Origin of the sequence: Rhodococcus pseudokoreensis, assembly GCF_017068395.1 — a bacterium.
Lineage (GTDB): Bacteria > Actinomycetota > Actinomycetes > Mycobacteriales > Mycobacteriaceae > Rhodococcus_F > Rhodococcus_F pseudokoreensis.
This window is the reverse complement of sequence record NZ_CP070619.1, coordinates 6,969,102-6,994,912: the sequence shown is the minus strand read 5'-3', so window position 1 is coordinate 6,994,912 and position 25,811 is coordinate 6,969,102. Positions and strand designations below refer to the sequence as shown.

Annotated in this window: 24 protein-coding genes; 8 read left to right on the top strand and 16 right to left on the bottom strand. The window is 69.0% G+C overall.

Annotated features, from left to right (window positions below):
* Position 1: 1 nt before the first annotated feature.
* Both JWS13_RS37050 and JWS13_RS37045 read left to right on the top strand, forming a co-directional pair.
* Positions 2-1,072, top strand: a complete 1,071-nt coding sequence (locus tag JWS13_RS37050) for an LLM class flavin-dependent oxidoreductase (RefSeq protein WP_206010295.1) — start codon at positions 2-4, stop codon at positions 1,070-1,072.
* Positions 1,073-1,148: 76 nt separating this feature from the next.
* Positions 1,149-2,531: a flavin monoamine oxidase family protein gene (locus JWS13_RS37045; RefSeq protein WP_206010294.1), complete on the top strand. Its 1,383-nt coding sequence runs from the start codon at positions 1,149-1,151 to the stop codon at positions 2,529-2,531.
* On the opposite strand, the gene JWS13_RS37040 is transcribed toward JWS13_RS37045, so the two are convergent.
* Both JWS13_RS37040 and JWS13_RS37035 read right to left on the bottom strand, forming a co-directional pair.
* Positions 2,525-3,322, bottom strand: coding sequence for an SDR family NAD(P)-dependent oxidoreductase (locus JWS13_RS37040; protein WP_206010293.1), 798 nt, complete (start codon positions 3,320-3,322; stop codon positions 2,525-2,527). The two genes, JWS13_RS37045 and JWS13_RS37040, sit on opposite strands and share 7 nt — an antisense overlap.
* A gap of 161 nt (positions 3,323-3,483) precedes the next feature.
* Entirely contained in the window at positions 3,484-4,908 is a 1,425-nt protein-coding gene (locus JWS13_RS37035) for an aldehyde dehydrogenase family protein (protein WP_206010292.1), read from the bottom strand.
* 163 nt (positions 4,909-5,071) lie between these two features.
* On the opposite strand from JWS13_RS37035, the gene JWS13_RS37030 reads away from it, so the two are divergent.
* A complete protein-coding gene (locus JWS13_RS37030; protein ID WP_206010291.1) occupies positions 5,072-5,686 on the top strand; it encodes a DUF4232 domain-containing protein in 615 nt (204 codons plus the stop codon).
* A 29-nt stretch (positions 5,687-5,715) separates the two neighbouring features.
* Here JWS13_RS37030 and JWS13_RS37025 read toward each other — a convergent pair whose 3' ends face one another.
* Entirely contained in the window at positions 5,716-5,886 is a 171-nt protein-coding gene (locus JWS13_RS37025) for a hypothetical protein (protein ID WP_206010290.1), read from the bottom strand.
* 138 nt (positions 5,887-6,024) lie between these two features.
* On the opposite strand from JWS13_RS37025, the gene JWS13_RS37020 reads away from it, so the two are divergent.
* Positions 6,025-9,297, top strand: coding sequence for an arabinosyltransferase domain-containing protein (locus JWS13_RS37020; RefSeq protein WP_206011885.1), 3,273 nt, complete (start codon positions 6,025-6,027; stop codon positions 9,295-9,297).
* 41 nt (positions 9,298-9,338) lie between these two features.
* Here the strand turns inward: JWS13_RS37020 and JWS13_RS37015 are convergent, their stop codons facing one another.
* From JWS13_RS37015 to JWS13_RS37005, 3 genes are all read right to left on the bottom strand, one after another.
* Positions 9,339-9,794 (bottom strand): tellurite resistance TerB family protein, encoded by a 456-nt coding sequence (locus JWS13_RS37015; RefSeq protein WP_072944086.1) that lies wholly within the window; start codon positions 9,792-9,794, stop codon positions 9,339-9,341.
* A gap of 106 nt (positions 9,795-9,900) precedes the next feature.
* Positions 9,901-10,545, bottom strand: a complete 645-nt coding sequence (locus JWS13_RS37010; RefSeq protein ID WP_206011884.1) for a DNA alkylation repair protein — start codon at positions 10,543-10,545, stop codon at positions 9,901-9,903.
* A 110-nt stretch (positions 10,546-10,655) separates the two neighbouring features.
* A complete protein-coding gene (locus JWS13_RS37005; protein WP_206010289.1) occupies positions 10,656-11,399 on the bottom strand; it encodes a DUF429 domain-containing protein in 744 nt (247 codons plus the stop codon).
* 215 nt (positions 11,400-11,614) lie between these two features.
* Between JWS13_RS37005 and JWS13_RS37000 the strand changes: the two genes are divergently transcribed.
* Together JWS13_RS37000 and JWS13_RS36995 are read left to right on the top strand one after the other, a co-directional pair.
* Positions 11,615-13,030, top strand: a complete 1,416-nt coding sequence (locus tag JWS13_RS37000; RefSeq protein ID WP_206010288.1) for a purine-cytosine permease family protein — start codon at positions 11,615-11,617, stop codon at positions 13,028-13,030.
* Positions 13,031-13,185: 155 nt separating this feature from the next.
* On the top strand, positions 13,186-13,599 hold the full coding sequence (locus JWS13_RS36995) for a VOC family protein (RefSeq protein WP_124389746.1): 414 nt from the start codon (positions 13,186-13,188) through the stop codon (positions 13,597-13,599).
* Positions 13,600-13,620: 21 nt separating this feature from the next.
* Here JWS13_RS36995 and JWS13_RS36990 read toward each other — a convergent pair whose 3' ends face one another.
* The 6 genes from JWS13_RS36990 to JWS13_RS36965 are packed head-to-tail and all read right to left on the bottom strand — an operon-like array spanning position 13,621 to position 19,358.
* Complete coding sequence (locus tag JWS13_RS36990) at positions 13,621-15,021, bottom strand: aspartate ammonia-lyase (protein ID WP_206010287.1); 1,401 nt, start codon at positions 15,019-15,021, stop codon at positions 13,621-13,623.
* A gap of 36 nt (positions 15,022-15,057) precedes the next feature.
* Positions 15,058-16,206: a M20 family metallopeptidase gene (locus JWS13_RS36985; protein WP_206010286.1), complete on the bottom strand. Its 1,149-nt coding sequence runs from the start codon at positions 16,204-16,206 to the stop codon at positions 15,058-15,060.
* Positions 16,203-16,874: a DUF1028 domain-containing protein gene (locus JWS13_RS36980; RefSeq protein ID WP_206010285.1), complete on the bottom strand. Its 672-nt coding sequence runs from the start codon at positions 16,872-16,874 to the stop codon at positions 16,203-16,205. Before JWS13_RS36980 ends, JWS13_RS36985 begins: the two co-directional genes overlap by 4 nt.
* Positions 16,871-17,284 carry a RidA family protein gene (locus JWS13_RS36975; RefSeq protein WP_206010284.1) on the bottom strand — a complete coding sequence of 138 codons (414 nt, stop codon included), beginning with the start codon at positions 17,282-17,284 and terminating at the stop codon, positions 16,871-16,873. Before JWS13_RS36975 ends, JWS13_RS36980 begins: the two co-directional genes overlap by 4 nt.
* Positions 17,281-18,741: a 4-hydroxyphenylacetate 3-hydroxylase family protein gene (locus tag JWS13_RS36970; RefSeq protein WP_206010283.1), complete on the bottom strand. Its 1,461-nt coding sequence runs from the start codon at positions 18,739-18,741 to the stop codon at positions 17,281-17,283. The genes JWS13_RS36975 and JWS13_RS36970 overlap by 4 nt, the downstream gene beginning before the upstream one ends.
* On the bottom strand, positions 18,738-19,358 hold the full coding sequence (locus tag JWS13_RS36965; RefSeq protein ID WP_206010282.1) for a flavin reductase family protein: 621 nt from the start codon (positions 19,356-19,358) through the stop codon (positions 18,738-18,740). The genes JWS13_RS36970 and JWS13_RS36965 overlap by 4 nt, the downstream gene beginning before the upstream one ends.
* 192 nt (positions 19,359-19,550) lie before the next feature.
* Between JWS13_RS36965 and JWS13_RS36960 the strand changes: the two genes are divergently transcribed.
* Complete coding sequence (locus JWS13_RS36960; protein WP_206010281.1) at positions 19,551-20,459, top strand: dienelactone hydrolase family protein; 909 nt, start codon at positions 19,551-19,553, stop codon at positions 20,457-20,459.
* Here JWS13_RS36960 and JWS13_RS36955 read toward each other — a convergent pair.
* Entirely contained in the window at positions 20,417-21,094 is a 678-nt protein-coding gene (locus JWS13_RS36955) for a hypothetical protein (RefSeq protein ID WP_206010280.1), read from the bottom strand. The genes JWS13_RS36960 and JWS13_RS36955 overlap by 43 nt on opposite strands.
* Positions 21,095-21,216: 122 nt before the next feature.
* On the opposite strand from JWS13_RS36955, the gene JWS13_RS36950 reads away from it, so the two are divergent.
* Entirely contained in the window at positions 21,217-22,422 is a 1,206-nt protein-coding gene (locus JWS13_RS36950; protein WP_206010279.1) for an enhanced intracellular survival protein Eis, read from the top strand.
* Positions 22,423-22,429: 7 nt separating this feature from the next.
* On the opposite strand, the gene JWS13_RS36945 is transcribed toward JWS13_RS36950, so the two are convergent.
* The 3 genes from JWS13_RS36945 to JWS13_RS36935 form a co-directional block, all read right to left on the bottom strand.
* Complete coding sequence (locus JWS13_RS36945; protein ID WP_206010278.1) at positions 22,430-23,356, bottom strand: LysR family transcriptional regulator; 927 nt, start codon at positions 23,354-23,356, stop codon at positions 22,430-22,432.
* Positions 23,357-23,442: 86 nt separating this feature from the next.
* Positions 23,443-24,984, bottom strand: coding sequence for an APC family permease (locus tag JWS13_RS36940; RefSeq protein WP_206010277.1), 1,542 nt, complete (start codon positions 24,982-24,984; stop codon positions 23,443-23,445).
* Positions 24,985-25,184: 200 nt separating this feature from the next.
* On the bottom strand, positions 25,185-25,802 hold the full coding sequence (locus JWS13_RS36935; RefSeq protein ID WP_225928423.1) for a TetR/AcrR family transcriptional regulator: 618 nt from the start codon (positions 25,800-25,802) through the stop codon (positions 25,185-25,187).
* Positions 25,803-25,811 lie beyond the last annotated feature (9 nt).

The following is a 25,811-nucleotide window of genomic DNA, read 5'->3' as shown; positions in this document are numbered from 1 at the left end:
CATGCATTTCGGCTACTGGACGCCCATCTACGGCGGCTTCCTGCGCAACCTCGGCGACGAAGGCATGCCCGCCACCTGGGACTACGTCAAACGGCTGTCGCAGCTGGCCGACCGGCTCGGCTACCACACCACCCTCGTCCCCGAGCTCTACCTCAACGACCGCAAGGGCGTCGACGCGCCCAGCCTCGAGGCGTGGTCGCTGTCGTCGGCGATCCTCGCGGTCACCGAACAGCTCCGGGTGATGACGGCGGTGCGACCCGGATTCCACCTGCCCGCGGTCACCGCGAAGGAATCGGCCACCATCACCGACATCGCCGGCACCACCGACGCCGGTGCGGCACGGTTCGCGCTCAACGTGGTCGCCGCATGGTGGGAGGAAGAAGCGCGGCAGTACGGCGGCGCGTTCACCCGGCACGACGAGCGATACCGGCAGGCCACCGAATTCGTCGACGTCCTCCGCGGACTCTGGGAACACACCCCGTTCACCTACCAGGGCGAGCACTTCAGCGTGCGCGACTCGATCCTGTCGCCGAAACCCGCAGTCCATCCTCCGGTCTTCGCGGGCGGCGAGAGCGAGAGCGGCCGCGAATCCATCGCGACGTTCGCCGACTCGTACGTGCTGCACGGCGGCACCGTCGACGAGGTGCGCACGAAGATCGCCGACATGAACGCGCGGTCGCAGCGAATCCACCAGCGGGACATGGCCGAATTCGGCATGTCCACCTACATCATCGTGCGCGACACCGAAGCCGAGGCCCGCGCCGAACTCGAACGCATCACCACCGTCGACCCGCACTCGCCCGGGTACGCGTCGTTCGAGGAGTTCGTGAAGAACTCCGAACTCGACGTCGAACTGTCCCGGCGCGAATACTCCGTCGGCACGCGTGGGCTGCGCCCCGACCTCGTCGGCACACCCGAACAGGTCGCCGAGAAGATCCGCGCCTACCAGGACGCCGGCCTCACCCTGCTGCTCATCCAATGCTCCCCCGCGCACGAGGAACTCGAGCGCATCGCCGAGCAGGTGTTCCCGCTGGTCCCCACCCGTGAGTACTTGTTAACCGCCGGCGGTTAATTTGTACTCACGGGTGCTGCCCTTGACCGGACCCCTCGCCGCGAGTAAGGATCGAAAGAGCGCGAGGGGATTCGTCATGGCAGACATCGAAGTCGACTATTGCGTCGTAGGAGCCGGATTCGCCGGACTGACGGCGGCGCTGCGCCTGAAACAGGCCGGGCACACGGTCGCGCTGATGGAGGCCCGTGACCGGATCGGCGGGCGCACGTTCACCGAGACCCGCGACGACGGGTCGTGGATCGATCGGGGCGGCGCGTGGATCGGGCCGGGGCAGGACCGGATCTACGCCCTGATCGACGAATTCGGCGTCGCGACGTACAAGCAGTACACCGACGGCGAAGCCATGATGGTCGTCGACGGCAAGCAGTACCGGTACAAGGGCACGATTCCCCTGACGATGAGTCCCTGGGCCACGGCGAATCTCGGTGCCGTGTTCTTCGAACTCGGCCGGATGTGCAAGACGATTCCGCTCGAGGCGCCGTGGGAGGCGAAGAAGGCCGCGAAGTGGGACGCGATCAGTCTCGCGAAATGGCTCGGCGGCAACACGTTGTCCAAGCCCGCCCACGACCTTCTCGAGACCGCCGTCGCCGGTTGCTACACGTCCGCCGCGTCCGAGGTGTCGATGCTGTTCGTGCTGTACCAGATGGCGTCGGGCGGCGGTCCCGGTTTCGTTCTCGGCGTGAAGGACGCGGCCGAGGATGCGCGGCCGGTCGGCGGGATGGGGGCGATCTACCGCCCGATGGCAGCCGAGATCGGCGACGCACTCCACCTGTCGCAACCCGTCCGGGACCTCGCGCAGGACGACGACGGCGTGACCGTCCGCTCCGCGGACCTGGCCGTGCGGGCGCGGCGGGCGATCGTCGCGGTGCCTCTCGCCATCGCGAGTCAGATCCTCTACGAGCCCCTGCTCCCGATGGATCGGTCGTTCCTGCACCAGAGGATGCCGAGCGGCGCCGTCATGAAGATCGCCGCCGTCTACGACGAACCCTTCTGGCGCGCCGACGGATTGTCGGGGCAGTCGGCGGCACCCGACTCCCCCGCGACGATCACCATCGACGCGTGCACCGACACGGGACGTCCCGGAGTTCTGTGCGTGATCGTCGAGGGGCCGACCGCCCGCACGCTGGGGACGCTGCCGGAAGCGGAGCGGAAGACGGCGGTGCTCGGGGAGTTGACCGAAAGGTTCGGAGCCCGGGCTGCCTCCCCCGTCGACTACGTCGAGCAGAACTGGAGCGTCGAGCGGTACTCCGGCGGCGGCATGCTCAGTCATGCGCCGACGGGAGTACTCACCCAGTTCGGCCACGCCCTCCGCGAACCCTGCGGTCGCATCCACTGGGCGGGCACGGAGAGTTCGTCCGTGATGTGCGGCTGGGTCGACGGCGCCGTCCGCTCCGGCGAACGCGCCGCGCTGGAAGTGACCCAGCGCGACGGCGTGCTGTCACCGGCCCGGGCTCAGTAGTAGACGGCGCCCGGCGCACCCCCGCCGACGGCCACCGCGTCGCCGGTGATCCCGACGCTGCGCGGCGATGCCAGGAACGTGACGACGTCCGCGACCTCACTCGCGTCGATCAGCCGGTGGATCGAATTGGTGGCCAGCCGCGACTCCAGTTCGGCAACGGGCACCCCTTCCGCCTCGGACTGCTCCGTCAGCCGGTCGACGAGCCGTTCCGTCCGCGTCAGTCCCGGGTGCACCACGGTGACGTTGACGCCGTGCGGTCCGAGTTCGTCGGCGAGGTTCTTCGTCAGCGCCGACACCCCGACGTTCCGGACGGTCTGCGCGATGGAGTTGGCCTGGCGTGCACCGAGCCCGCTGATGTTGATGATCCGTCCCCACCCCTGCTCGACCAGGTGCGGTGCCACCGCGCGGGCGGTGCGCAGATAGCCGAGCACCTTGATCTCGAACTCGTCGCGGACCACGTCGTCGGTGGTGGACGCGAAGTCGCTCGGCTTGCCCGCACTCCACGGTGTGGCCGCGGCGTTCACCAGAATGTCGACGCCGCCGAGTTCGTCGACGGTTCGCTGGACGAGGGCGCCCACCGACTTGTCGTCGCCGGTGTCGGTGGGTACCCCGATGACCCGACGGCCGGTCTGCTGCGACAGCGTCTTCGCCGCCAGTTCCAGCGCCTCGGCGCCCCTGGCCGCGAGCACCACGTCGACCCCCTCCGACGCGAGGCTGCGCGCGATCGCGAAACCGATTCCGCGACTGCCGCCGGTGACGACGGCCCGCTTGCCGCTCAGACCGAGATCCATTGCGTTCTCCTCATCTCCGCTGTCCACCCCTCGATTCGAGGGTAGGACCACGACGCTACAGAGTCACGGATTCGGTTCAGCGTGAGGCCAATTGCGCTCCGCGCCCGTGCGTGGTTGACGAGTCCAGAGACTCGCTAACCACGCACGGGTGGCGAAGCCGCCTACCGCTGGATCGACTTGATCTCCAGGAACTCCTCGAAACCGAGGACCCCGGCCTCGCGACCGATGCCCGACTGCTTGTACCCGCCGAACGGGGCGTTGGTGTTGAACGCCCCGCCGTTCACCTCGACCTGGCCCGCGCGCAGCTGCCGTGCGACGCGGTCGGCCCGGTCCTGGTCGCCGGACCAGACACCGGCGGCGAGCCCGTATTCCGTCGCGTTGGCGATCCGCACCGCGTCCTCCTCGTCGCGGTATCCGATGATGGACAGGACGGGACCGAAGATCTCCTCCTTGGCGATGGTCATGTCCTCGGTGACGCCGGAGAACACGGTGGGGCCGACGAAGTAGCCGGAGTCCTGTCCGGTCTCCCGGCCGTCGAGGACGGCGCGCGCACCTTCCGCGATGCCCTGTTCGATGTACCCGCGGACCCGCTTCAGCTGGTTCGAGTTCACCAGCGGCCCGAGCACCGACGTGGCGGCCGTCGGGTCGCCGACGGAGTAGTTCTGCGCGACCTGCGCCGCGATGGCGGAGGCCTCGTCCACCTTGTCCGCGGGAACCAGCATCCTCGTGAGCGCCGAACAGGTCTGGCCGGAGTTGAGGAAACACTTGGCCACCCCGTCGGTGACCGCCTTCGTCAGGTCGGCGTCGTCGAGGATGACGTTCGCCGATTTGCCGCCGAGTTCGAGTGCCACCTTCTTCACCGTCTCGGCCGCGACCACCGCGACCCTCTTGCCCGCGCGGGTGGAACCGGTGAACGAGACCATGTCCACCTCGGGGTGGCCGGCGATCGCCTCGCCCACGACGGGCCCGAATCCGCTGACGAGGTTGAACACACCTGCGGGCAGGCCGATTTCGTCGAAGATGTCGGCAAGCGCGTAGGTGGCGAGCGGCGCGACCTCGGTCGGCTTGAGCACCACGGTGCATCCCGCGGCCAGCGCACCGCCGACTTTCAGCACCACCTGGTGGAGCGGGAAGTTCCACGGGGTGATCGCACCGACGACACCGATGGGTTCGCGCACGATCAGCGAGTTGCCGACCTCGTGGGCGTCGAAGTCGTAGGTGGCGGCCAGTTCGGCGAACGCGGCGAGGTTCGCGAGGGGCATCCCGATCTGGATGGGCTTCGCGAATCCGAGCGGCATGCCCATGTCGCGGGACACCAGGGCGGTGAAGTCGTCGAGGCGCTCCTTGATCAGGGCGGCCGCCTTCCGGAGGTACTCGCCGCGTTCCGTGCCGCTGAGCGCGGACCATGCGGGGAAGGCGGCCCGCGCGGCCTTCGCGGCGAGGTCGACGTCGTCGGGGGTGCCCTCGGCGACCACCGCGATGACGTCCTCGGTGGCCGGGTTGACCACGTCGATCCGGCCGGTCCCCTGCGAATCGACCCAGGATCCGTCGATGTAGATCTTGGTCCGGTCCAGAACTTCGCTCATCGGTCTGCCTCCAGTGAAAGTGTCGTGGAAACGCTGCGCCCCGCAGCCTACGACCGGAGCCCGCCGGTTCGGGGCGAATGCGATCTCCCCGAACCACCCACCGGTACGGCACCGATCGCGGACCATCGACGTACGCCGCACAGTCAGCAGGAGGAGCGATCAGATGCGCACGCAGTCACCGGCACGGACCGTTCTCGGGGTACTCGGGATCGCCGCCGCACTCACCGTCTCGGCGTGTGGCTCGACGGACGAGTCGGGGACCGCCGAACCCTCGCCCGGTGGCGTCACCGTCACGACATCGGACGCAACCACCACCGCCGACGTCCCACCGACGTCCGCCACCACACCGACCACTCCGCACCCCGACCGCTGCCTGATCGGCGAACTGCAGGTGACGCTCGGAGAGCCCAGCGGGGCCGCCGGATCGCAGGAGATCCCGCTCGTCTTCACGAACACCGGCACCCGCGACTGCATCCTCCACGGATACCCCGGGGTGTCGTACGTCGCGGCACCGGACGGTCCGCAGGTGGGTGCGGCGGCCGAGAGGGACGGCGGAACGGAGACTCCCGTGACGGTCGCTCCCGGCGCGCGGGCCACCGCCGCGGTGCGTGCGACGGTGGTGCAGAACTATCCCGCCGACACGTGCGGCCCCACACCGGTCGCGGGCTTCCGGGTGTATCCGCCGAACGACACCGGGTCGGTGTTCCTCCCCTACCCGACCACCGGCTGTGCGCAGACCGGTGTGAAGCAGCTGTCGGTGCAGCCCGTCGCGGGGTGACCTTGTTCACCCGCACCGGGTGAGTCGGCTCACCCCGGGCCCGACCTACCGTCGGGATAGGCGTGGTCGCGCAGGAGGAGGGCGGAGGCATGTTCGAGATCATCCGCGAAGTGCATTCCGAGGTTCGGCACCGCCGCGGCCCGCGGCATCACCATCATCTCCTCACCCGGCCGGGGCGCCGGGTGCGGATCATGAGACACCTCCTCATGTGATCCTCCTCATGTGATCCTCCGGGGCCGGAAACCCTCCCACCAGCGCTGTTCCTTGCCTTCGCTAACCATCGGCGCGGATGGGTACTATCCGACGTCGTGACTGACAGCAGGCTGGAATCGGCGAATGTGTCCAGAGACGACTCGGACGAGTCGCCGATCGGGACCCCGCCGCAGTCGTCTCCTGTCGGTCAGTCGGTCCGCTCCGCTCGTCTTTTCGCCATCGTCGCGTCCCTCTTCGGGGTGCTGCTCACGTTGTCGCTCCCGTTCCTTCCGGTCGAGCAGGACAGCGCGACCCTCACCTGGCCGCAGAACGGCAGCACCGGAAGCGTCGAGGCCCCGCTCGTCTCCTACGCGCCGCTGAGCCTCGACGTGCGAATCCCCTGTTCGACGGTCGGCGAACTCGCCGGCCGCGGCGGGCTGCTGACCTCCACCGCCCCCGCGGGTGCCGCCGACGCCGGGAGGTACGGACTGGTCGCCAAGGTGAATGCGGCGACCGCGGACGGTCCCGCGGGCGTCGAGGTGGTGCTGCGGAACAAGGTGCTGCTGTCGTCACCGCTCGACGGGCTACCCGCCGACTGCACGCTCGTGGTGTCCTCGGATTCGACGCGGACCACCGCCGGCTTCGTGACGGCAGGCCAGGACGCCCCGACCGTCGTCGACGGTGACCTCCGCCCGCAGATGGTGGGCATCTTCAGCGACCTCGACGGGCCGGTGCCCGACGGCCTGCAGGTGACCGCGCAGATCGACAGCCGGTTCTCGTCGACGCCGTCGACGATCAAGTTCGTGGCCATGGTGGTGGGTGCGCTGGCCACGATTCTGGCGCTGGTGGCGCTGCACCGTCTCGACAACGTGGACGGTCGCCGGGCCCGGCGATTCCTGCCCACCCGCTGGTGGTCGTTCGGGGCCGTCGACGCCGTCGTTCTCGGCACGCTGGTGCTGTGGCATTTCATCGGCGCCTCCACCTCCGACGACGGCTATCAGTTCAACATGGCCCGCACCTCCGAGGCCGCGGGCTACATGGCCAACTACTTCCGCTGGTACGGCGTCCCCGAGGCGCCGTTCGGATCGCCCTATTACGACGTCCTCGCGGTGCTGGCGAACATCACCCCGGCCAGCCCGTTCGTGCGTCTGCCCGCGCTGCTCGCCGGCATCGTCGCGTGGCTGGTGATCAGCCGGGAGGTCGCACCGCGACTCGGTGCCGCCGTCCGGGGCAACCGGCTCGCGCTGTGGACGGGCGGGCTGGTGTTCCTCGCGTTCTGGCTCCCCTACAACAACGGCCTGCGGCCCGAACCGATCGTCGCGGTGGGCGTGCTGCTCACGTGGTGCTCGGTGGAACGCGCCGTCGCGACCCGTCGGCTGCTGCCCGCCGCGGTGGCGATCCTGGTCGGTGCGGCCACGCTGACCGCGGGCCCGTCCGGGTTGATCTGCTTCGGCGCCCTCGTCGCCGGCGCCCGGCCGATCCTGCAGATCGTGATCGCGCGGGCCAAGACGGTCGGCTATCTGGCGCTGCTCGCGCCGCTCGTCGCGTCGGGAACCGTGATCCTGGTGGCGGTGTTCGCCGATCAGACCCTCGCCGCCGTGATGGAGATGCAGCACGTGCACGCCATCGGCCCCAACGTCCCCTGGTTCGACGAGTACCTCCGCTACCAGTACCTGCTGAACATCTCCGTCGACGGTTCGCTGTCGCGCCGGTTCGGTGTGTTCGTGATGGTGCTGTGCCTGGCGGTGACAGTCCTGGTGATGCTGCGCAAGGGTGGCCGGATTCCCGGGACGGCGACGGGACCGTCGCGGCGGCTCATCGGCATCACACTCGCCGCGATGGGCCTGATGATGTTCACGCCCACCAAGTGGACGCACCACTTCGGCATCTACGCGGGTCTCGCCGGGTCGCTCGCCGTCCTGGCGTCGGTCGCGGTGAGCACCTCCGTGGTGCGTTCGCCACGCAACCGCGCCCTGTTCGCGGCCGCCGTGCTGTTCCTGCTGGCGATGTGTTTCACCAGCACCAACGGGTGGTGGTACGTGTCCAGTTACAGCGTCCCGTGGTGGGACAAGCCGGTGTCGATCGGCGGCCTCGGAGCGGGCACGATCCTGCTCGGCGCCACCCTGGTGATGCTGCTGATCGCGGCGTGGTGCTACTTCCGCGAGCCCTACACGCGGGGCGACTCCGTGCGCAGGCGCCGGGTGTGGGCACTCCCGCCGTTGACGGTCGCGGCCGCCGCGATGGTGCTGTTCGAGGTGTTGTCGATGGCGAAGGGCGCCGTCGCGCAGTACCCGGCGTTCTCCCTCGCCCGCTCCAACGTCGACGCCGTCACCGGCGCGCCGTGCGGCCTGGCCAACGACGTCCTGCTCGAAACCGATCCCAACGCGTCACTGCTGCAACCACTGTCGGGTGACGCGGCGACCACCCTCGCGGGCACCGGCAGCGCCGGCTTCAGCCCGAACGGTGTCGCCGGAGACCTCAGCGCCGACGAGGAATCGTCGGATGCCGGTGTCGCCAACTCCGTCAAGACCGACAACACCGAGCAGACGGCGTCGAGCAACGCCGCGGGCACCGGTGGCGGCGCCGGCGCGGTCGGTGTCAACGGCAGCGCCGTGGCCCTGCCGTTCGGACTCGACCCCGCGAGCACCCCGGTCCTCGGCAGCGACGGCAGCGACGGCGACGTGTCGCTGACCACCGGCTGGTACCGACTGTCCGGTGCCGAATCGGACACCGGTGCGGGTGACCTCGTCTCCATCGCCGCGGCGGGTCGCATCCGCTCCGTCGACGCGGACGGCGTCGTCACCTACGGCCAGAACCTCGAGGTGGAGTACGGCACCGCGCAGCAGGACGGCACGGTCGCGGTCGGAGGACGGGTGACGCCGATCGACATCGGCCCGGCGCCGTCGTGGCGCAATCTGCGTGTTCCGCTCGATTCCCGGCCGGGCGATACGGATGTCATCCGGCTGGTGGCGTCGGACGCGGACAGCGATCCGCAGCAGTGGCTGGCGGTCACACCGCCGCGGGTTCCGCGGACGCAGACACTGAACGACGTGATCGGATCCGAATCGCCCGTCATGATCGACTGGGCTGTGGGCCTTGCGTTTCCGTGCCAGCGGCCGTTCGATCACCGGGCCGGTGTCGCGGAGGCGCCCGAGTACCGGATCCTCCCGGACCGTCCCGGCGCGATCATGACCAGCCTGTGGCAGGACCGGTACGGCGGCGGCCCCCTCGGCTGGATCGAGATGACCCGGGCGAGCCGAACCATACCGTCGTACCTGAAGAACGACTGGGACCGCGACTGGGGCGGCGTGGAGCAGTACTCCCCCCTCGACGCCGGTGCGACGGCCGCGGAGATCGACACCACCCGGACTCAGCGTTCGGGTCTGTGGAATCCGGCGCCGATCATCACCGCCTACTGAGCGTCGGTGACGCGCCCGCACCGGGCGCGTCACCGTTCACCTCAGAGTTCGAATTCGGCCGGCGCGATACCGACCGCGAAACAGGCGTCGCGCACCACGTTTCGCTCGTTCTGGTCGAAGTTGCCGTCGGCGCCGCCGATGACGATGCCGATCTGGATGACGGCCCGAGCCTGGTCCTGCTTGGTCTTCAGCTTCGCGATGGTGGCCGTGGCCTCGATCTTGCCGAACTCGAAATCGGACTGCAGCTTGCTGCAGTACCAGTCGAACTTCTGGCTCAGCTCGTCCGACGGGAACACACTGAGCGCCTCGTTGCTGGTGATCAGCCCCGCCGTCTTCTGCCGCTCGGACGGGTCGATGGTCCCGTCCGCCGCGGCGATGAGGGCGCACATGGCCATCGAGGCGTTGGCGAACTCCTTGTTCTGGAACTGCGCCGTCTTGGTCTTGAGCTGACCGTTCATCTCGAACGCCTTTGCCTTCAGCTGATCCCAGAAAGCCATTGGACTCCTTCTTCACGTGCCCACGCACGGTGCGTGTGGTGTCCAATTTGCCAGGTTTCGCGCGCGGACGTCGCCGCGGTCGGTCTACCAGCGCAGTCGCATGCGGCTAGCTCTGTGTCTGGCGGCGGACGATCTCGTTGATCCAGATCGGCGCGTACGGGGACGTGCAATTGGGCGGGGTCGGGTAGTCCTTCAGCACTTCGAGGCGTTCGCCGATGCCGATCGCGCGGGCACGAAGCTCGGGGTGATGGATGCCGATGTTGGCGAGGCATTCGTTCATGGCCCACTGCAGGCGGTCCGGCGCGTCCTTCATGTGCGCCTCGATCAGGTCGAGGAGTTCGGGCAGATCGAGGTCGCCGGAGTCCTTCGCCACGCGGTCGCTGGTCAGCGCCCAGCCGGCGCTCGCGACGACCGGGTCGGAGTCGGCGAACCACGCCACGCGCAGTTCCTCGACGTGCGGGCTCTTCTTGACGACATAGCTGACGAGCCAGCCGTGCACCTTGGGGACGCGGGCGTCGCGGAGCATGGCGTCCAACTCGGACGCGCTGAACGCCTTGGGGCGGCAGATCAGGATCGCGACGAGACGGGCTGCGGTGTCGCCCGTCGCCCACAGCTCGCCGGCGAGGTCGTGCTGAGTCTTGAGACTCTTGGCGACCGCGCGCAGCTTGGTGAGGTTGACCCCGTGGTCGTCGCCGTGGCGTTCGTTCACGGCGCGGATCTTCGGATCTTCCAGGGCCGCCAGTTCCGCCATCACGTCGCCGACACTGGCCTGCGGTACCGCACGAGTCGCCACAACGATCTCCTCTACTTCTCCTACTTCTCCGCCCGATGTCGCGCCCAGCTTACGTCGGGCCTGACCGTCTAGGGCCGCAGCGACTGCAGGTCCGCCGTCGGCACGTGAATCCACCCCTCCCGCTCGGCGACGTCGCGGTCGCCGCCTTCGGGTAGCGCCGTGCAGCCGAGGGCCGCGGCCCGCGCGATGACAGCGGCGAGCACGGCGTCGAGTGCGTCGTCCGATTCCCGGCAGATCGTCTGGAAGGCACCGAGTTCCATCCAGTCCGCGGCGGCGAGGAACGCGTCGACCAACTCCCCCAGCGTCACCCGGTTCTGCACGCTCTTGTATCCGCGTGACACCAGCCCCCAGGTGCGCAGCGCCGCCGCCGGATACGCCTCCACCACCCGGCCGTCGACGCGTCCGACGTCGACGCCCAGGTCGCCGAGTTCGGCGAGGATGCCGGCGCAGCGCAAGGCGACGTGCGCGATGAGGTCCGCCGACACGCTGAGCGGCGCCATTCCCGTCGCGGCCTGCACCGCGAGGTCGGTGCGCCGCTTGGTCAGCGGGCGACGTCCCTCGCGGTTCGCGAGACCGCCGGTCGCGGGCAGTCGGCCGGCGTGGTGCTCGGACACCATCCGGACGAACGCGTCGGGCCAGCCGAACGGTGCGTCGATACCGGTCCTGTCGCACGCCAGGACGGCCTCGGCGATCGCATCGTTGCCGACTCCCAGCCGGATGGACTCCACGCGGGCCACGCCGTCGGACCAGTCGACGACGGCCAGGGCCGTCTTCTTCGGCTCGGCCGCCAGGTCGACTCCCACGGTGCGCACCGGACCAGGCTAGACCGCGGCCCGGGAATCCGTGCTGACCTGGCATTACGGTTACATTCGCGTTACCGCTCGCGGCGGTTTCCGCTCCGACCTGCTGAATCTGCAGAAGTGATGCAACGCATCAGTTAGTTGTTCTGTACAGATTCAGCCCCTCCGACCATTGTGGTCTGCACTACTCGACCACAGGGCGCACTTGCGCACCGTTCGGAGGATTGATGCCCGACACCCACGCCGCCCCGATGCTGGAGAAGCACACCATCGGGTTCGTCCCGGAATCCGATCGCCACGGCAAGGTCCGTGACCTGTTCACGTTGTGGTTCGGCGGCAACCTCGCGCCGCTCCCGATCGTCACCGGCGCCCTCGGGCCCAGCCTGTTCGGACTCTCGCTGTGGTGGAGTCTCGTCGCGTTCGTCGTCGGGCACCTCGCCGGCGGCGCGCTGATGGCGCTGCATTCGGCGCAGGGACCCCAGATGGGGATCCCCCAGATGATCCAGAGCCGCGGACAGTTCGGCACCTTCGGCGCGCTCATCATCGTGGTGATCGCCGCCGTCATGTACCTCGGCTTCTTCTCGTCGAACATCGTCCTGGCCGGCCAGTCGATGCACGGGATCGTCGACGGCATCCCCGTCGACGTCGGGATCGTGGCCGGCGCTCTCGGTTCCGCCGTCATCTGCATCATCGGGTACCGGTTGATCCACATCCTCAACCGCATCGGCACCTGGGTTCTCGGAATCGGGATCCTCGTGGGGTTCTTCGCCATCCTCACCGGCGACCTGCCGTCGGACTTCCTCACGCGCGGCGACTTCAACTTCGCCGGGTGGCTGGCCACCGTGTCGCTCGGTGCGCTCTGGCAGATCGCGTTCGCGCCCTACGTCTCCGACTACTCGCGGTACCTGCCCAAAACCGTGGGCGTCCCGTCGACGTTCTGGGCGACGTACCTCGGCTGCACCCTCGGCTCGTTCCTCGCGTTCGCGTTCGGCGCGGTCGTCACCCTCGCCGCACCCGTCGGCATGGGCACGATGGACGGCGTCAAGGCCACGACCGGAAGCCTCGGCAGCGTCATGCTGGTGCTGTTCCTGCTCAGCGTGATCAGCCACAACGCGCTGAACCTCTACGGCGCCGTCCTCGCCATCATCACGTCGATCCAGACGTTCCGCGCGCGCTGGATTCCGACCGCCCGCGCCCGGGTGATCCTCTCGACGATCATCCTCGTCGCGGCGTCCGTCGTCGCCATCGCGCTGTCGGCCGACTTCGTCTCGCACTTCGTCGATCTGGTGGTCGTGCTCCTGGTGGTCCTGGTGCCGTGGACGGCGATCAACCTCATCGACTTCTACATCATCCACAAGGGTGTCTACGACCTCGACTCGATCTTCCGTTTCGACGGCGGCATCTACGGCCGGTTCAACTGGACGGCCATCACCGCGTACCTGCTCGGCATCATCGTCCAGATCCCGTTCATGGCCACGTCCCTCTACACGGGGCCGGTGTCGGCGTTCCTCGGCGGCGCCGACCTGTCCTGGGTGGCCGGGCTGGTGGTGACCGGGCCCATCTACCTGCTCCTGGCGCGTCGCGGTCCCGGCCGCTCCGCCGGCGCGTACGCCCCCGGCACGCGTGAGACCGCACGGCTCTAGACGCCGAACGCAGACCGCCCGATCCTGTTACAGGATCGGGCGGTCTGCGTGTGCCGGCCAGTCGGGCAGGGTTTCGCCGTTGTCCACCACGGGACCGCGGCGGCTCGTTAGGGTCGAAGGACACCCGCGTCCACCGGAGCAGAGAGTAGTCGCAGATGTCCAGTTTCCCGGGCCTCACCCACGTCGCGATCACCGTGTCCGACCTGGCGGCCAGCACCGCCTGGTACACAACATTGTTCGGTTCGGCACCCGTCCTGGACGAGGACGAGGAATCGGGCACGTTCCACCACACGGTGTTCGCGCTCGACGGGGGCATGCTCTTCGGCCTGCACACCCATCCCGACAGCGGCGCCCCCGCCAGGTTCGACGAACGGCAGGTCGGGCTCGACCACATCGCGTTCCAGTGTTCCCCCGACGCACTGCCCGGATGGGTGGAGCGGCTCGACGCACTCGGCATCGCGCACGGGGGCATCAAAACGGCGCACTACGGGTCCGGAATCTCGTTCCGCGACCCGGACAACATTGCGCTGGAGTTCTTTGCGCCTCCGGCACCCGTGAGTACTTCTTAACGTCGGGCGGTTGATAAGTACTCACGGGCGCCGAAGGCGCATAATCCCTTCCAGCTCCTCGTCGCTGAGGAGGCCGCGCTCGAGGACCAGTTCGGTGACGCTGCGGTCCGAGTCGAGGGCGTCCGCCGCCAGCCGGGTCGCCGCCTCGTAGCCGATGTGGGGGCTGAGCGCCGTGACCAGACCGATCGACCGTTCCACCCCGGCACGCATGTGCGCGACGTTGGCGGTGATCCCGACGACGCAGCGGGACGAGAGGGCCTCGCAGGCCGCGGCCAGGTGGCTGAGCGACGCGAACAGGCTGTGCGCGATGATCGGCTCGAACGCGTTCAGCTGCAACTGGCCGCCTTCCGCGGCAACGGTGATGGTGACGTCGTTGCCGATGACCTCGAACGCCACCTGGTTGACGACCTCCGGGATGACGGGGTTGACCTTGCCCGGCATGATGGACGACCCGGCCTGCACCGCAGGGAGATTGATCTCACCGAGCCCGACGCGGGGCCCCGACGACAGCAGCCGCAGGTCGTTGCACATCTTCGACAGCTTCACGGCGGTGCGTTTGAGCACCCCCGACAGCTGGACGAAGGAGCCGACGTCCTGGGTGGCCTCGACGAGGTCCGTTGCGGTCGCGAGCGGCAGTCCGGTGACGGCGCGCAGTTCCTCGCACACGAGCCGGGCGTAGTCGGGGTGGGCGTTGATTCCGGTGCCGATGGCGGTGCCACCGAGGTTGATCTCGGTGACGAGCAGCGCGGCTTCCTCGAGCCGTTCGGCGTCCTCCCGGACCATCACCGCAAACGCCCCGAACTCCTGGCCGAGGGTCATGGGGACGGCGTCCTGCAGCTGGGTGCGTCCCATCTTCAGGTGGTCCGTGAACTCGGCGGCCTTCGCGGAGAAGGCTTCCGCGAGTGCATCCATCGCGGCGCGGAGTCGGCGAATCGCGAACTGCAGCGCCACCTTCAGAGCGGTGGGGTAGACGTCGTTGGTGCTCTGGCTCAGGTTCACGTGTTCGAGGGGATGCAGAAACATGTAGTCGCCGGGCCGGTGCCCGAGCAGTTCGAGACCGCGGTTGGCGATCACCTCGTTGGCGTTCATGTTGGTCGACGTGCCCGCCCCGCCCTGGATCACGTCGACGACGAACTGGTCGTGCAGCGCGCCGCCACGGATCTGCTCACAGGCGGCGACGACGGCGTCGGCGCGGCGCTCGTCGAGCAACCCAATACGCCGATTCGCGACCGCGGCCGACTGCTTGACGCACGCCAGGGCCGCCACCAACTCCGGGTAGCGGCCGATCGGGGTGCCGGTGATCGTGAAGTTTTCCAGCGCCCGCAGGGTGTGGATGCCGTAGTGGGCGTCGAGCGGGACGTCCCGCTCCCCCAGCAGGTCGTGTTCGACGCGTGTGCGGACGGGCTGGGCGATGCGGGACATCGGGTTTCCTTCGGGGTGGCTAGGCGAGCGGGGTGGCTAGGCGAGCAGGTGGATGCGGAGACCGGGGTCGGTCGCCGCGTCGTACAGGGTCAGGGCCAGCGCGAGGGCGCCGTCGACGGCGGCCCGGTCGGCGGCGGGTGCGGCGCTGGCCGCGGCGAATTCGGCCTGATGGTTGACGGCGGGTGCCGAGTCGATGCCGATGTAGGGGTGGATCGCGGGGAGCACCTGCGAGACGTTGCCCATGTCGGTGGACGCCCGGTTCATCAGCGAGTCGGCGCCGGTGCGGAACACCCGGCCCAAACCCTCCGCGTTCCGGACGTACGACGCGAGCAGCGCTTCGTCGGTGCGGAACTCCGAGTACGGTTCGCTCTCGGGGGCGATGGTCAGTTCGCATCCGGTGGCGACGGCGCCGGCCTCGAAGCAGCGGGCGACCCGGGGTTCGATGCGGGCCAACTCGTCCAGGGTCTCGGCGCGCACGTACCAGCGACCTTCGGTGCGCTGGGGAATGGCGTTGGGCGCTTCTCCCCCGCGCGTCATCATCCCGTGGACGCGGGTGCTCGCGGGAAGCTGTTGCCGGAGCAGCCCGATGGCGACCTGCGCGACGGTGAACGCGTCGGCCGCGTTGACGCCGCGCTCCGGGTACGCCGCGGCGTGCGCGGCCTTGCCGTCGTATCGGATGTGACTGTGGGACACCGCGTACGGCTCGGCGCGGGCGACGTCGACCGGCCCCGGGTGAGCCATGACGGCGGCGTGGACGCCCTCGAACGCCCCGCGTCTCAGCATGTCGATCTTGCCGCCCCCGCCCTCCTCGGCGGGGGTGCCGAGCACCGACAGGGTGACGCCGAGGTCGTCGACGAGCGGCGCGAGGGCCAGTGCCGTCCCCACCGAGATGGCGGAGATGACGTTGTGCCCGCACGCGTGCCCGAGTCCGGGGAGCGCGTCGTATTCCGCGCAGACTGCGAGGTGCAACGGTCCGGTGCCGACGTGCGCGCGGAACGCGGTGGGCAACCCGACGTACTGCTGCTCCACCGTGAAACCGGCGTCCGAGAGCACGCCGGCGACCCGGCCGCACGAGCGTTCCTCCTCCCACGCGACCTCCGGGTGGGCGTGCAGGTCGTGCGACAGTGCCAGGATCCGGTCTTCGGCGCGTCTGGCCCCGTCACGAATCGCGGCGCCGGCGCTCACAGGTCACCCGGGACGCCGTAGGACGGGGCGGCCGTGGGGTCGACACCCCGCACCCGGTAGTCCCGCTTCTGCGGTTCCCACACCGTCCACAGCCGGCGCAGTTCGCCGACCGGGTCGTCGTGCCAGTCGACGCGCAGATCGGTGACGGCCCACGGCACGTCCTCGACCACCTGCATTCCCGCGGAGTGCACGGGCCCGGCCTCACCGCCGGCGGTGACCGCGGCGGTGAGACCGTCGAGCAACCGGGCCTCGAACGTCGGGGCGGTGCTCGACACGTAGCCGAACAGCAGCGACCGGATGACGCCTTCGTCGCGGAGCATGTTGCCTGCGACGGCGGCGCCGCTGCCCTGCGCGCTGCTGTGGATGCCCAGCGTCTGCGCTCCCGAGTGCACCGCGGTTCCGCCGTCCGCATCCACGACGACGATCTGCCGGTACTCCGGGAATTTCTCTTGCGCGAGTGTGGATTTCAGCGCGGCTTCCGCGTTCTCACCCGACGCGAGCGCGTCGAGGCCGACCGGTCCCAGCTGCGGATTGGTGACGTTCTGGGAGGCGACGACACCGACGCCGGACCGCACGTGCAGGCAGCGCGACGCCACGGCGGGGCTGGAGGAGCAGACGACCATCCCGAACGCGCCTGCGGGATCACGGGCGACGAGTGAGAACGTCATGAGCTGATCACTGCCGTCGCGTCGATCTCGACGAGCCATTCGGGCCGGGCCAGGGCGTCGACGACGATGCCGGTGGACACCGGATGCACACCCTTCAGCCAGCGCCCGACCACCCGGTAGACAGTCTCCCGGTACCGGACGTCGACCAGGTAGACGGTGACCTTGACGACGTCCTCCAGGCGGCTGCCCGATTCCTCGAGCAGCATCGCGATGTTCGCCATCGCCTTCTCGGCCTGGGCCTCGACGTCGCCGATTCCGACGGACTCCCTCGTGTCGAGGTCCTGGCCGATCTGCCCGCGGAGGTACACGACGCCGCCGGCGACGACGGCCTGCGCGAGATCGTTGTCGAGGTTCTGCTCCGGGTACGTCTCGCGGGTGTTGAACGGTCGGATGCGGGTGTGGGTGGTCATGCCGCACCGCCGTCGACGTTGTCGGACAGTCCCGCCGCGGCCTTGACCAGGCCGAGCGGCCCGTCGAAGTCGAAGTTGCGGTACACGGCGGCGAGCTGCGCGAACGGCGGCGACTGGGCGAAGAGCTGGAACGTCAGCCGGTGCCCGGCATAGTCGCTGTTGAGCAGGTCGCGGGCGAACGCGAGGAGCTTGCGGCGGTCGTCGGCCACCCAGTTGTCGTTGATGGAGTAGAACTTCTCCAGCCACGGCGCGACGTCCGGGTCTGCGAACGTGGCGGCGTCCGGGGTGATGCAGATCTGGCCGCCGCACAGTTCGCGGGCGAAGTGCATCATCGCGGGCAGCTGGCTGAGCGCCATCACCCGGCCGGTGTAGAGCAGGGACTGGTTGGGCATGAGCAGACCGCCGGGGCTGGGCTCGGCCAGCGAGATCGCGGCGGTGAGGTGGGCGTTGATCGTCTCCCGATAGCAGGCGAGCTGGGCGAGCTTCTCCTGCACGGCCTGCTGCTTCTCGAGCCCGCTCTGCTTGACGTTCCACAGCGCCGATCCGATCATGAGGTCGGCGAGGTGCAGGGTGCGCTGCACGAACGGGAACGCGCTGTAGCGGTGCAGGGTGGAGCGGATGAACGTCGCGGCCCGGGTGTGCCGGTAGAACAGCACGTCCTCCCAGGGGATCTCGACGTTGTCGAACACGACGAGCGACTCGACCTCGTCGACCCGGTTGGCGAGCGGGTAGTCGGCGGCGGGTGCGCGGCCGGCGAACCCGTTGCGGGAGATGTACTTCAGCCCCGGCGCACCCATGTCGAGCACGAATCCGACGGCGTAGTCGGACAGTTCACTGTTGCCCCAGTTCGCGATGGTCGGCTTGGTGAACGCCTGGTTGGAATACGCGGCGGCGGTCTCGTACTTCGCGCCGCGCACGACGATGCCGTTGTCGGTCTCCTTCACGACGTGCAGAAGCATGTCGGGGTCCTGGTCCTGCGGGGCCTTGGACCGGTCGCCCTTGGGGTCGGTGTTCGCCGACACGTGGAACGGGTCCTCCCGGACCGACCGCTCGAGGTGGCGGCGGATGTTCTCCGAGAAGCGCGGGTCCACCTCGTTGAGGACGTCCTGCCCGTCGAACAGCGACCACATCTCGCCGATGGTCTCGTCGCCGACGCGGGTGACGACACCTCGGGTGTCATCGAGCACCAGGTCGACGGCGGCCCGCTTGTCGAGCCAGTCCTGCTGGGTGCGGGGCAGTTTGTTGGCGATGGCGTTGCGTTCGCCGGAGTCGGGGTCGACGTACGTCATCGCGTCCTGCGTGGCCTCGTCGTGCGCGAGGTCGTAGATGCGGGCCCGCACGTCGACGATCGGCTTGAACATGGGATGGTCGGCGACGTCCTTGACGCGTTCCCCGTCGACCCAGACCTCGCGGCCGTCCCTGATGGACTCCCTGTATTCGTCTCCGGTGCGGATCATTTCGTGCTCCTGGTCCTCGGCGCGGGGTGTGCGTCCGGGTAGTCGGGAAAGGTGGAAGGTTCGAATGCTGCCGGCTTGCTGTAGGTGTGGGCGGCGTAGACGAGCGGGTCCCCGGGGTGCGCCTCCACGGCCGCGACGCGTCCGATGTAGACGCGGTGGGTTCCGGCGTCGATGACCTCGTGGACGGCGCAGTCGAACGAGGCGATCGCGTCGTGGACGCGCGGCGAACCGGAGTCGGCCACGGTCCAGTGCCCGCACGTGAAGTCCCACCGCTGCTTTCCGGGCCAGGGGCGGCCCGCGAACGTGTCGGCGACGTGATCGTGCTGGGTGGCAAGCACATTGACGCAGAACACGCCGTTCGCCGAGATCGCGTCGTTGACGGGACTCCGTCCGTGGAGGCAGACCAGCACCAGCGCCGGGTCGGCCGAGACGGAGCACATCGCGCTCACGGTCTGCGCGGCGCGCCCGCCGGGACCGTCGGTCGCGACGACGGTGACTCCGGTCGCGACGGCGCCCATGGCCGTGACGAAGTTCGCGGTCGAGTTGTCCGGCACCGGTGGGGCCACCGATGTTCGGGCCGTCGTTTCGACGGCTGAGTGAGGGTCGGCGATCGGCATGACGGGCTCCTTTCTGTGTGCGGTGAGCGAGGAGTTCGTGCCGTGGAACCAATCTTGAAGTCCGCGGCGAAATCTGTACAACACAGATAAGTGGAGCACTGCATAACAAAAATCGATGCAGCAGGAACGGGTGTCCCGCGGCTCTTGGACCAGCGATAATTCCTACATCAGCCGATGCGGACGGGGACGATCATGACGCCACTGCAGCGCTACATAGCCGAAGAGATCGCGATCGACCACGCCGACGGGCTGCTGACGCGCCGGGAGGCGCTGCGCAGACTCGGGCTCATCGGCCTCGGGGTGGCGGCGGCGACCTCCCTACTCGCCGCGTGCTCCACCGGCAGCGACGAGCAGTCCTCGACGTCGGCGCCGGCGACACCCGGTGGAGCGACACCCCCGCCGCCAGGAACGGCCGACGCCGTGAGCACCGAGTCCGTGACGTTCGCAGGCCCGGACGGGCGGGTCCTGCAGGGCGCCTGGGCCGAAGCGGCCACGCCCCGCGGAACGGTACTCGTGGTGCACGAGAACAAGGGCCTCACCGATCACATCCGTTCGGTGGCGGGCCGATTCGCGGGCGCCGGATACTCGGCGCTCGCCGTCGATCTGCTCTCCGAGGAGGGCGGGACGGCGACGTTCACCGACCAGGCGCAGGCCACCGCCGCGCTGGCCACCGTGCCGCCGGAACGCTTCGTCGCCGACATGAAGGCCGGGGTCGACGAACTCGGCCGCCGGGTACCGGACAAGAAGGCGGCGGCGGTCGGGTTCTGCTTCGGCGGCGGCATGGTGTGGCAACTCCTCGCGTCCGGCGAACCGCGGCTGGCCGCGGCCGTCCCCTTCTACGGACCCCTGCCCGAGGGCGCGGACTTCTCCGGGTCGAAGGCCGCGGTCCTCGCCATCTACGCGGAACTGGACGCACGGGTGAACGCGTCCCGCGACGCCGCCGCCGCGGCCCTGACGAAGGCGGGGCTGCCGCACGAGATCGTCACCGTTCCGGGGGCCGATCACGCGTTCTTCAACGACACCGGGCCGCGGTACAACGCGACCGCGGCGGCGGAGGCCTACGAAACAGTCCTCGCCTGGTTCGGCGAATACCTGGGTTGAGGCGGGCGCATCAGCAGTGCGGCCACGAGGAAGCAGCCCGCGCCGACGAACGTGCCCAGATCGGCGACCCCCGCGTTCTCCACCACGTCGGTGCCGAGCACGATGAACGCGGCGACCGCGGACACCCCGAACGCCACCGACCCGATCATGTTCAACCAGGTACTGCGCCAGTTCCGAGCGTGCGGATCCCACAACTTGTCGGTTTCGGTGGTGGCCACCACGGCCATACCGCTGGCGACGAGGAAGGCCGTCGACCCGAAGAGGTCGGGCCGCCACCCCCACACCCGATCCTGTTCGACGGTGAGCCCGTGGATCAGCGCGACCCCGGTACTCACGTTGAACAGGAGGGTACCGGCGAACTGGACCACCGCGGCCCACCAGTCGTAGCGTTCGACCCGGTGAGATTCAGCCCCGGGCACCGGTCTGCCGCTGAGTCGCAGCTGGATGAATCCGGCGGCGGTGAAGAACAACGATCCGACGAAGTACGTGATGTTGTCGAGTTGGGGGCCGACCGCGTGGCCGAAGACGCGTGTGGCCGCGAGTCCGAACAGGAAGGAGCCGATGACGAATCCCCACGACTCCCGGCGCAGGCGCAGCATTCGGCGCGGCGCGGAGGAGGTGCGGTTCTTCGGCATCGTGACAACGTCCCCCTCACCCGTCGGCCCGGATCCTCAGACTCTCTGAGAACCCCGGCCCGGTCAAGGCCGGGCGCGGAAATTCGGCTGCGAGTCCACGCGGGGTGTGCCAGGGTCGAACCATGACGAGCACCGGCGGAATCACGATCAGAACTGCGACCGAGCAGGACTGGCCGAGGATCGTCGTGCTCAACGAGATCTGCTTCGTGACACCGCAGACGGAAGAATTCACCGCCCACTGGAGGCAGCTCGTCAGTGGCGAACCGCCGGTGATCGCACTGGACGGGGACGAGGTCGTCGGCGCGACCATGGACATTCCCATGACGGTCACCGTTCCCGGCGGCGGCAGCGTGGCGGCGGCGGGCGTCACCGCGGTCACGGTCGCGCCCACCCATCGGCGGCGCGGTGTTCTCCGCGCGCTGTACACCGAACACCACGCGCGGATCCGGGCGTCGGGCGTGCCGCTGTCGATCCTCACCGCCAGCGAGGGCGGCATCTACGGCCGGTTCGGGTACGGACCCGCGACCGTCGAGTCGACGGTGAGCATCGACCGCCGCTTCGCCGTGCCGCATCCGAAGGCACCGGATCCCGGCGGTGTGCGGATGGTCCATCCCGCGGAGACAAGGCCCGCGTTCACGGACGTCTACCACCGCTGGCAGCAGGTGACACCGGGCGCGCAGGTGCGGCCGGAGTTCGTGTGGAACCGGATCTTCGCCGACCGCGAGAGCGAGCGGGGCGGCGGCACAGCGTTGTTCGGGATGGTCCACGACGACGGCTACGTGCTGTACCGCCGCGCCTCCGGCGACAACGGATCGTTCGCCCGGGTGGAGGAGATCCGCACGGTCACCGGCGACGCCCACGCCGCGCTGTGGCGGGCGATGCTCGGCCTCGACCTCGTGCGCCGCATCGAAGCGAACCTCACCCCCGAGGATCCGCTGCCCTACCTGCTCACCGACGGCCGGCTCGTGCGCACCTCCTCGCGTCACGACGAGCTGTGGGTGCGGATCATGGACGTCCCCGCCGCGCTGGAGGCCCGCACGTTCCGCGGCGACCTCGACGTCGTGGTGCAGGTCGATGACGGGTTCCTGGACGCCGGTGGCACATTCGCGCTCACCGTCCGGGACGGCAAGGCCGTGTGCACGCGGACCGACGCCGCACCGCAGGTGGTCCTCGACCTCGACGTGCTCGGCAGCCTGTACCTCGGGGCGCACCGGCCGCGGACGTTCGCGGCCGCGAACCGGCTGTGGGCCGCCGACGCCGACGTCCTCGACCGGTTCGAGCACGCGTTCGGCTCCGACCGCGACGCCCAGATGGGGTGGGGGTTCTAGCCCTGTTCTAGCCCGCCGTCCGTGCCTGTTTCGCGAACACGGCCCGCGCCCGCTCGGCGACGGCCCGGGCCCGCGCCGTGCTCCGGACCCCCTTCAGCCGGGCGAGGACGACGGGGAGGCCGGGAACGTCGTCGGCGATCGGCAGTGTCGCGACCCTCCCGCCGTCGTACGTCCGGCCCTCGGCGGGCCGCTGGTTCAGTATCGAGAAGCCGTGGCCGCGGGCAACGAGACCACGCACCGTTTCGTAGCTCGCCGACCGGTAGCGGACCATCGGGGTGACCCCGGACCCCGACAGCATGGCGAGGAAGTAGTCGCGGCTGCTCGGCAGGTCCAGCAGCACCATCGGTTCGCCCTCGAGGTCGGCGAGCGCGATGGCGTCGTGGCCGGCCAGCCGGTGGTCCGGCGGCAGGACGACATGCGGCCGGGCGACGCCCAGCGTCTCCGTCTCCATGTCGTCGCCCAGTGCGAGGTCGTAGGTGAGGGCCAGTTCCGCGGTGCCGTTCCGCAACGCCGCCCGCACCGCCTCCGCCTGCGTCTCGACGACCTCCACCTCGAGGTCGGGGTGCTGATCGCGCAGGTCCGAGATGAGCGTCGGGAGGATGAACGGGGTGAGGGTGACGAAGCAGGCCAGGCGCACCGTTCCCCGGACGTTGTCCTCGTGGCCGCGCGCCGCGTCGAGGACCTCGCCGAGATGGGCGAGGACGCTGCGGGTGTCGCGGAGCATCTCCTCGCCCGCCGCCGTGAGAACGAGTCCGCGGGACCGTTGCCGGATGAACAGCTGGGTGCCGATCTGGTGCTCGAGTTGGGAGATCGCCGACGAGACCGCCGACTGCGCGACCATCAGTTCGTCGGCGGCCTTCGTCATGCTGGAGAAGTTCGCGGCCTCGACGAAATACCTGAGCTGGGTGAACGTCACGTCGGGTCGTCGTTGCATGCGCTCTCCTCGGGATCTGAGGCCACCAGGATCGCAGGTCTCCGACCGGGGAGCCACCCACGACACCCGCGGCGGCCGCGACCCCTTCAGCGGACGTCGGCCTTCACGAGGTCGGGGTCCGGCTCCGATCCGGGGCCGTCCTCCGGCGCAGTGCGCGGGCCGCTCGCGGACCGCACCGACGCGCCCCGCACGTAGCCGACCGCGCCGAGGAGCGCGAGCACGGCCAGCGTCCCGAGGGTGAACAGTTCGAACGTCCCCTGGCTCACGCCCCAGATCTCCGTGAAGTCGTAGTCCAGGCCGAACACCGATTCCAGCGTGCCGGGGAACACCGCAACCCACGAGCCGAGCAGCACCCAGGTGAAGCAGAGGGAGCCGAGGACGCGGAAGCCGACGTTCCCGGTGGGCACCCGGAACGGCCGCGCGACGTTCGGGAACCGGGTGCGCAACCGGACCGCGGACGGGATGACGATCAGGTAGCTGAGCAGGAACGTCGAGATCGAGATCGTCAGCACCACCGCGAAGATGGAACCGCCGGACCCGGTGATCTGCATCGCCGCGATCATGAAGACGGTGGCGACGAGTCCGGACAGGAAGTTGACGCGCACCGGCGTTCCGAGGCGCGGATGGAATCGGCCGAAGAACCCGCCGAAGAAGGCGCCGTCGGCCGCGGCCATCGCCTGCATGCGGTCGCTGATGATCATCCACGCCGCACCCTGGGTCATCAGGATCACCGCGAAGATCACTCCGGTCACGGTCAGCATGGCGGGTGCGGCGGGTCCGTAGACGCTGTACACGGTCGCGACCGCCTCGAGAAGGCCGCCGACACCGGTGATGTCGTCCGCGGGCACGACGAGGAGGATCGCGAAGATCGGCAGTAGGTAGGATGCGGCGGCGATGCCGCAGGCGCGGGCGATCGAGATCGGGACGTCGCGGGCGGGGTTCTTCATCTCCCCGGCGGCACTGTTCCCGGATTCGAAACCGAGGTAGGAGAACAGCAGCAGCGGCGTCACCCCGAGGAGCCCGGTGAGGGTGGGGCTGAAGTCTCCCGCGGAGATGCCGGCGAAACCGTTCTTCGCGGCATAGATCCCGGTGGTGACGAGGAAGAACAGCAGGAAGACGATCTTCAGGAACGCGCCGACCGTCGGAATCCATTTTCCCCGTGCGAGACTCACCACGGCCGCGAGCACCGTCAGCCAGATGAAGACCAGCTTGAACAGGTAGTCCGTCACCGACCCCGCCTCGAATGCGGTGACGTAGTGGTTCCAAGTCTCGGCGGCGATGAACGCCATCGACCCGCCGACCCACACGGGCTGGGTCACCCACGTCAGCAGCGACGCGAGGGCGGCGAGTGGCCGGCCGAACGCTCGCCGCACCCACACGTAGACGCCGCCCTCACCGGTGAACGTGCTACCGATCTCGGCGAAGATCAGACCGTACGGCAGCAGGAAGAACACCGCGAGAACCAGTGCCCAGGTGAAGGTCTCCGCTCCGAACGTGGACACCTGACCGAGAACCTCGACCGACACCACCGCCGCGACGATGAGGAAAACGATGTCGAAACGGCCGAGGGACTTCTTGAGATGTCGGGTCTGTTCGTCCGCCAGGGCGGTGGGGGTGTTGTCGCTCATCGGTGCACCTCGTTGCTGGAATCGATAGGAATGCGCTTGCGCGTTACCGTGTTTCGGCCGGCGCGGTGTCGGTCTTCGGCGTCAACGTTGCAGTGATGCCGGTCACTACTCTCGTCCGCACCCAGCAAATCTGTACAGCACAAAGATCCGGGGTAGTGCATCAGTTCTGCAGATGCCATGACTCCGATGAATCCCCGCGGCTAGTCCGGGGTGAACTCGGCGATGGAGCACGACAGCACGGTGTCGAGGTAGCGGAGGACGCTGTTGCGTGCGGTCCACGGCTCGATGCGCCGGTTCCGCGCGATGATGTGCAGGCCGTAGGCGTCCTCGAGGCTCACCGCGGTGCGGGCGATCTCCTCGGTGGGCATCGACGGCGTGAACACGCCCTGGGACCGGCCGATCTCGAGGACCGTGCTGTACAGCGACACCTCCAGGTCGAACAGCGTCGACAGCAGTGCGGAGTGCGTCGCGTTGCGGCTCGCGTGGAGATGCAGTTCGTAGAGGACCGTGCACAGCGGATCGTCGGCGGCATCGGGGATACCCAGGCGCACCGTGGTGCGCAGCCGCTCGACCGGATCGGCGAGATCCTGCACCGCGTCGTGCCTGCGCCGGTAGAACCGGTCGACCGCGTGCTCGTGCACCTCGACGAGCAGATCCTCGAGTGACGGGTAGTAGTAGCTGACGAGACCCGCCGACAGGCCCGCCTCCTCCGCGACGTCCTTGATGCGCAGCCCCGTCATGCCCCGCTTGGTGATCGCGGTGGTGGCCGCCGAGACCATCTCACTGCGCCGGACTCCCTGTCTCTTCGGACGTGCCATGACCATCAT

What these genes read in the sequence shown, in the direction of transcription:
- JWS13_RS37050 (WP_206010295.1), top strand. Translation starts at nt 2, where the DNA reads ATGCATTTCGGCTACTGGACGCCCATCTACGGCGGCTTCCTGCGCAAC.
- JWS13_RS37045 (WP_206010294.1), top strand. Translation starts at nt 1,149, where the DNA reads ATGGCAGACATCGAAGTCGACTATTGCGTCGTAGGAGCCGGATTCGCC.
- JWS13_RS37040 (WP_206010293.1), bottom strand. Translation starts at nt 3,322, where the DNA reads ATGGATCTCGGTCTGAGCGGCAAGCGGGCCGTCGTCACCGGCGGCAGT.
- JWS13_RS37035 (WP_206010292.1), bottom strand. Translation starts at nt 4,908, where the DNA reads ATGAGCGAAGTTCTGGACCGGACCAAGATCTACATCGACGGATCCTGG.
- JWS13_RS37030 (WP_206010291.1), top strand. Translation starts at nt 5,072, where the DNA reads ATGCGCACGCAGTCACCGGCACGGACCGTTCTCGGGGTACTCGGGATC.
- JWS13_RS37015 (WP_072944086.1), bottom strand. Translation starts at nt 9,794, where the DNA reads ATGGCTTTCTGGGATCAGCTGAAGGCAAAGGCGTTCGAGATGAACGGT.
- JWS13_RS37010 (WP_206011884.1), bottom strand. Translation starts at nt 10,545, where the DNA reads ATGGCGGAACTGGCGGCCCTGGAAGATCCGAAGATCCGCGCCGTGAAC.
- JWS13_RS37000 (WP_206010288.1), top strand. Translation starts at nt 11,615, where the DNA reads ATGCCCGACACCCACGCCGCCCCGATGCTGGAGAAGCACACCATCGGG.
- JWS13_RS36995 (WP_124389746.1), top strand. Translation starts at nt 13,186, where the DNA reads ATGTCCAGTTTCCCGGGCCTCACCCACGTCGCGATCACCGTGTCCGAC.
- JWS13_RS36990 (WP_206010287.1), bottom strand. Translation starts at nt 15,021, where the DNA reads ATGTCCCGCATCGCCCAGCCCGTCCGCACACGCGTCGAACACGACCTG.
- JWS13_RS36980 (WP_206010285.1), bottom strand. Translation starts at nt 16,874, where the DNA reads ATGACGTTCTCACTCGTCGCCCGTGATCCCGCAGGCGCGTTCGGGATG.
- JWS13_RS36975 (WP_206010284.1), bottom strand. Translation starts at nt 17,284, where the DNA reads ATGACCACCCACACCCGCATCCGACCGTTCAACACCCGCGAGACGTAC.
- JWS13_RS36970 (WP_206010283.1), bottom strand. Translation starts at nt 18,741, where the DNA reads ATGATCCGCACCGGAGACGAATACAGGGAGTCCATCAGGGACGGCCGC.
- JWS13_RS36965 (WP_206010282.1), bottom strand. Translation starts at nt 19,358, where the DNA reads ATGCCGATCGCCGACCCTCACTCAGCCGTCGAAACGACGGCCCGAACA.
- JWS13_RS36960 (WP_206010281.1), top strand. Translation starts at nt 19,551, where the DNA reads ATGACGCCACTGCAGCGCTACATAGCCGAAGAGATCGCGATCGACCAC.
- JWS13_RS36955 (WP_206010280.1), bottom strand. Translation starts at nt 21,094, where the DNA reads ATGCCGAAGAACCGCACCTCCTCCGCGCCGCGCCGAATGCTGCGCCTG.
- JWS13_RS36950 (WP_206010279.1), top strand. Translation starts at nt 21,217, where the DNA reads ATGACGAGCACCGGCGGAATCACGATCAGAACTGCGACCGAGCAGGAC.
- JWS13_RS36945 (WP_206010278.1), bottom strand. Translation starts at nt 23,356, where the DNA reads ATGCAACGACGACCCGACGTGACGTTCACCCAGCTCAGGTATTTCGTC.
- JWS13_RS36940 (WP_206010277.1), bottom strand. Translation starts at nt 24,984, where the DNA reads ATGAGCGACAACACCCCCACCGCCCTGGCGGACGAACAGACCCGACAT.
- JWS13_RS36935 (WP_225928423.1), bottom strand. Translation starts at nt 25,802, where the DNA reads ATGGCACGTCCGAAGAGACAGGGAGTCCGGCGCAGTGAGATGGTCTCG.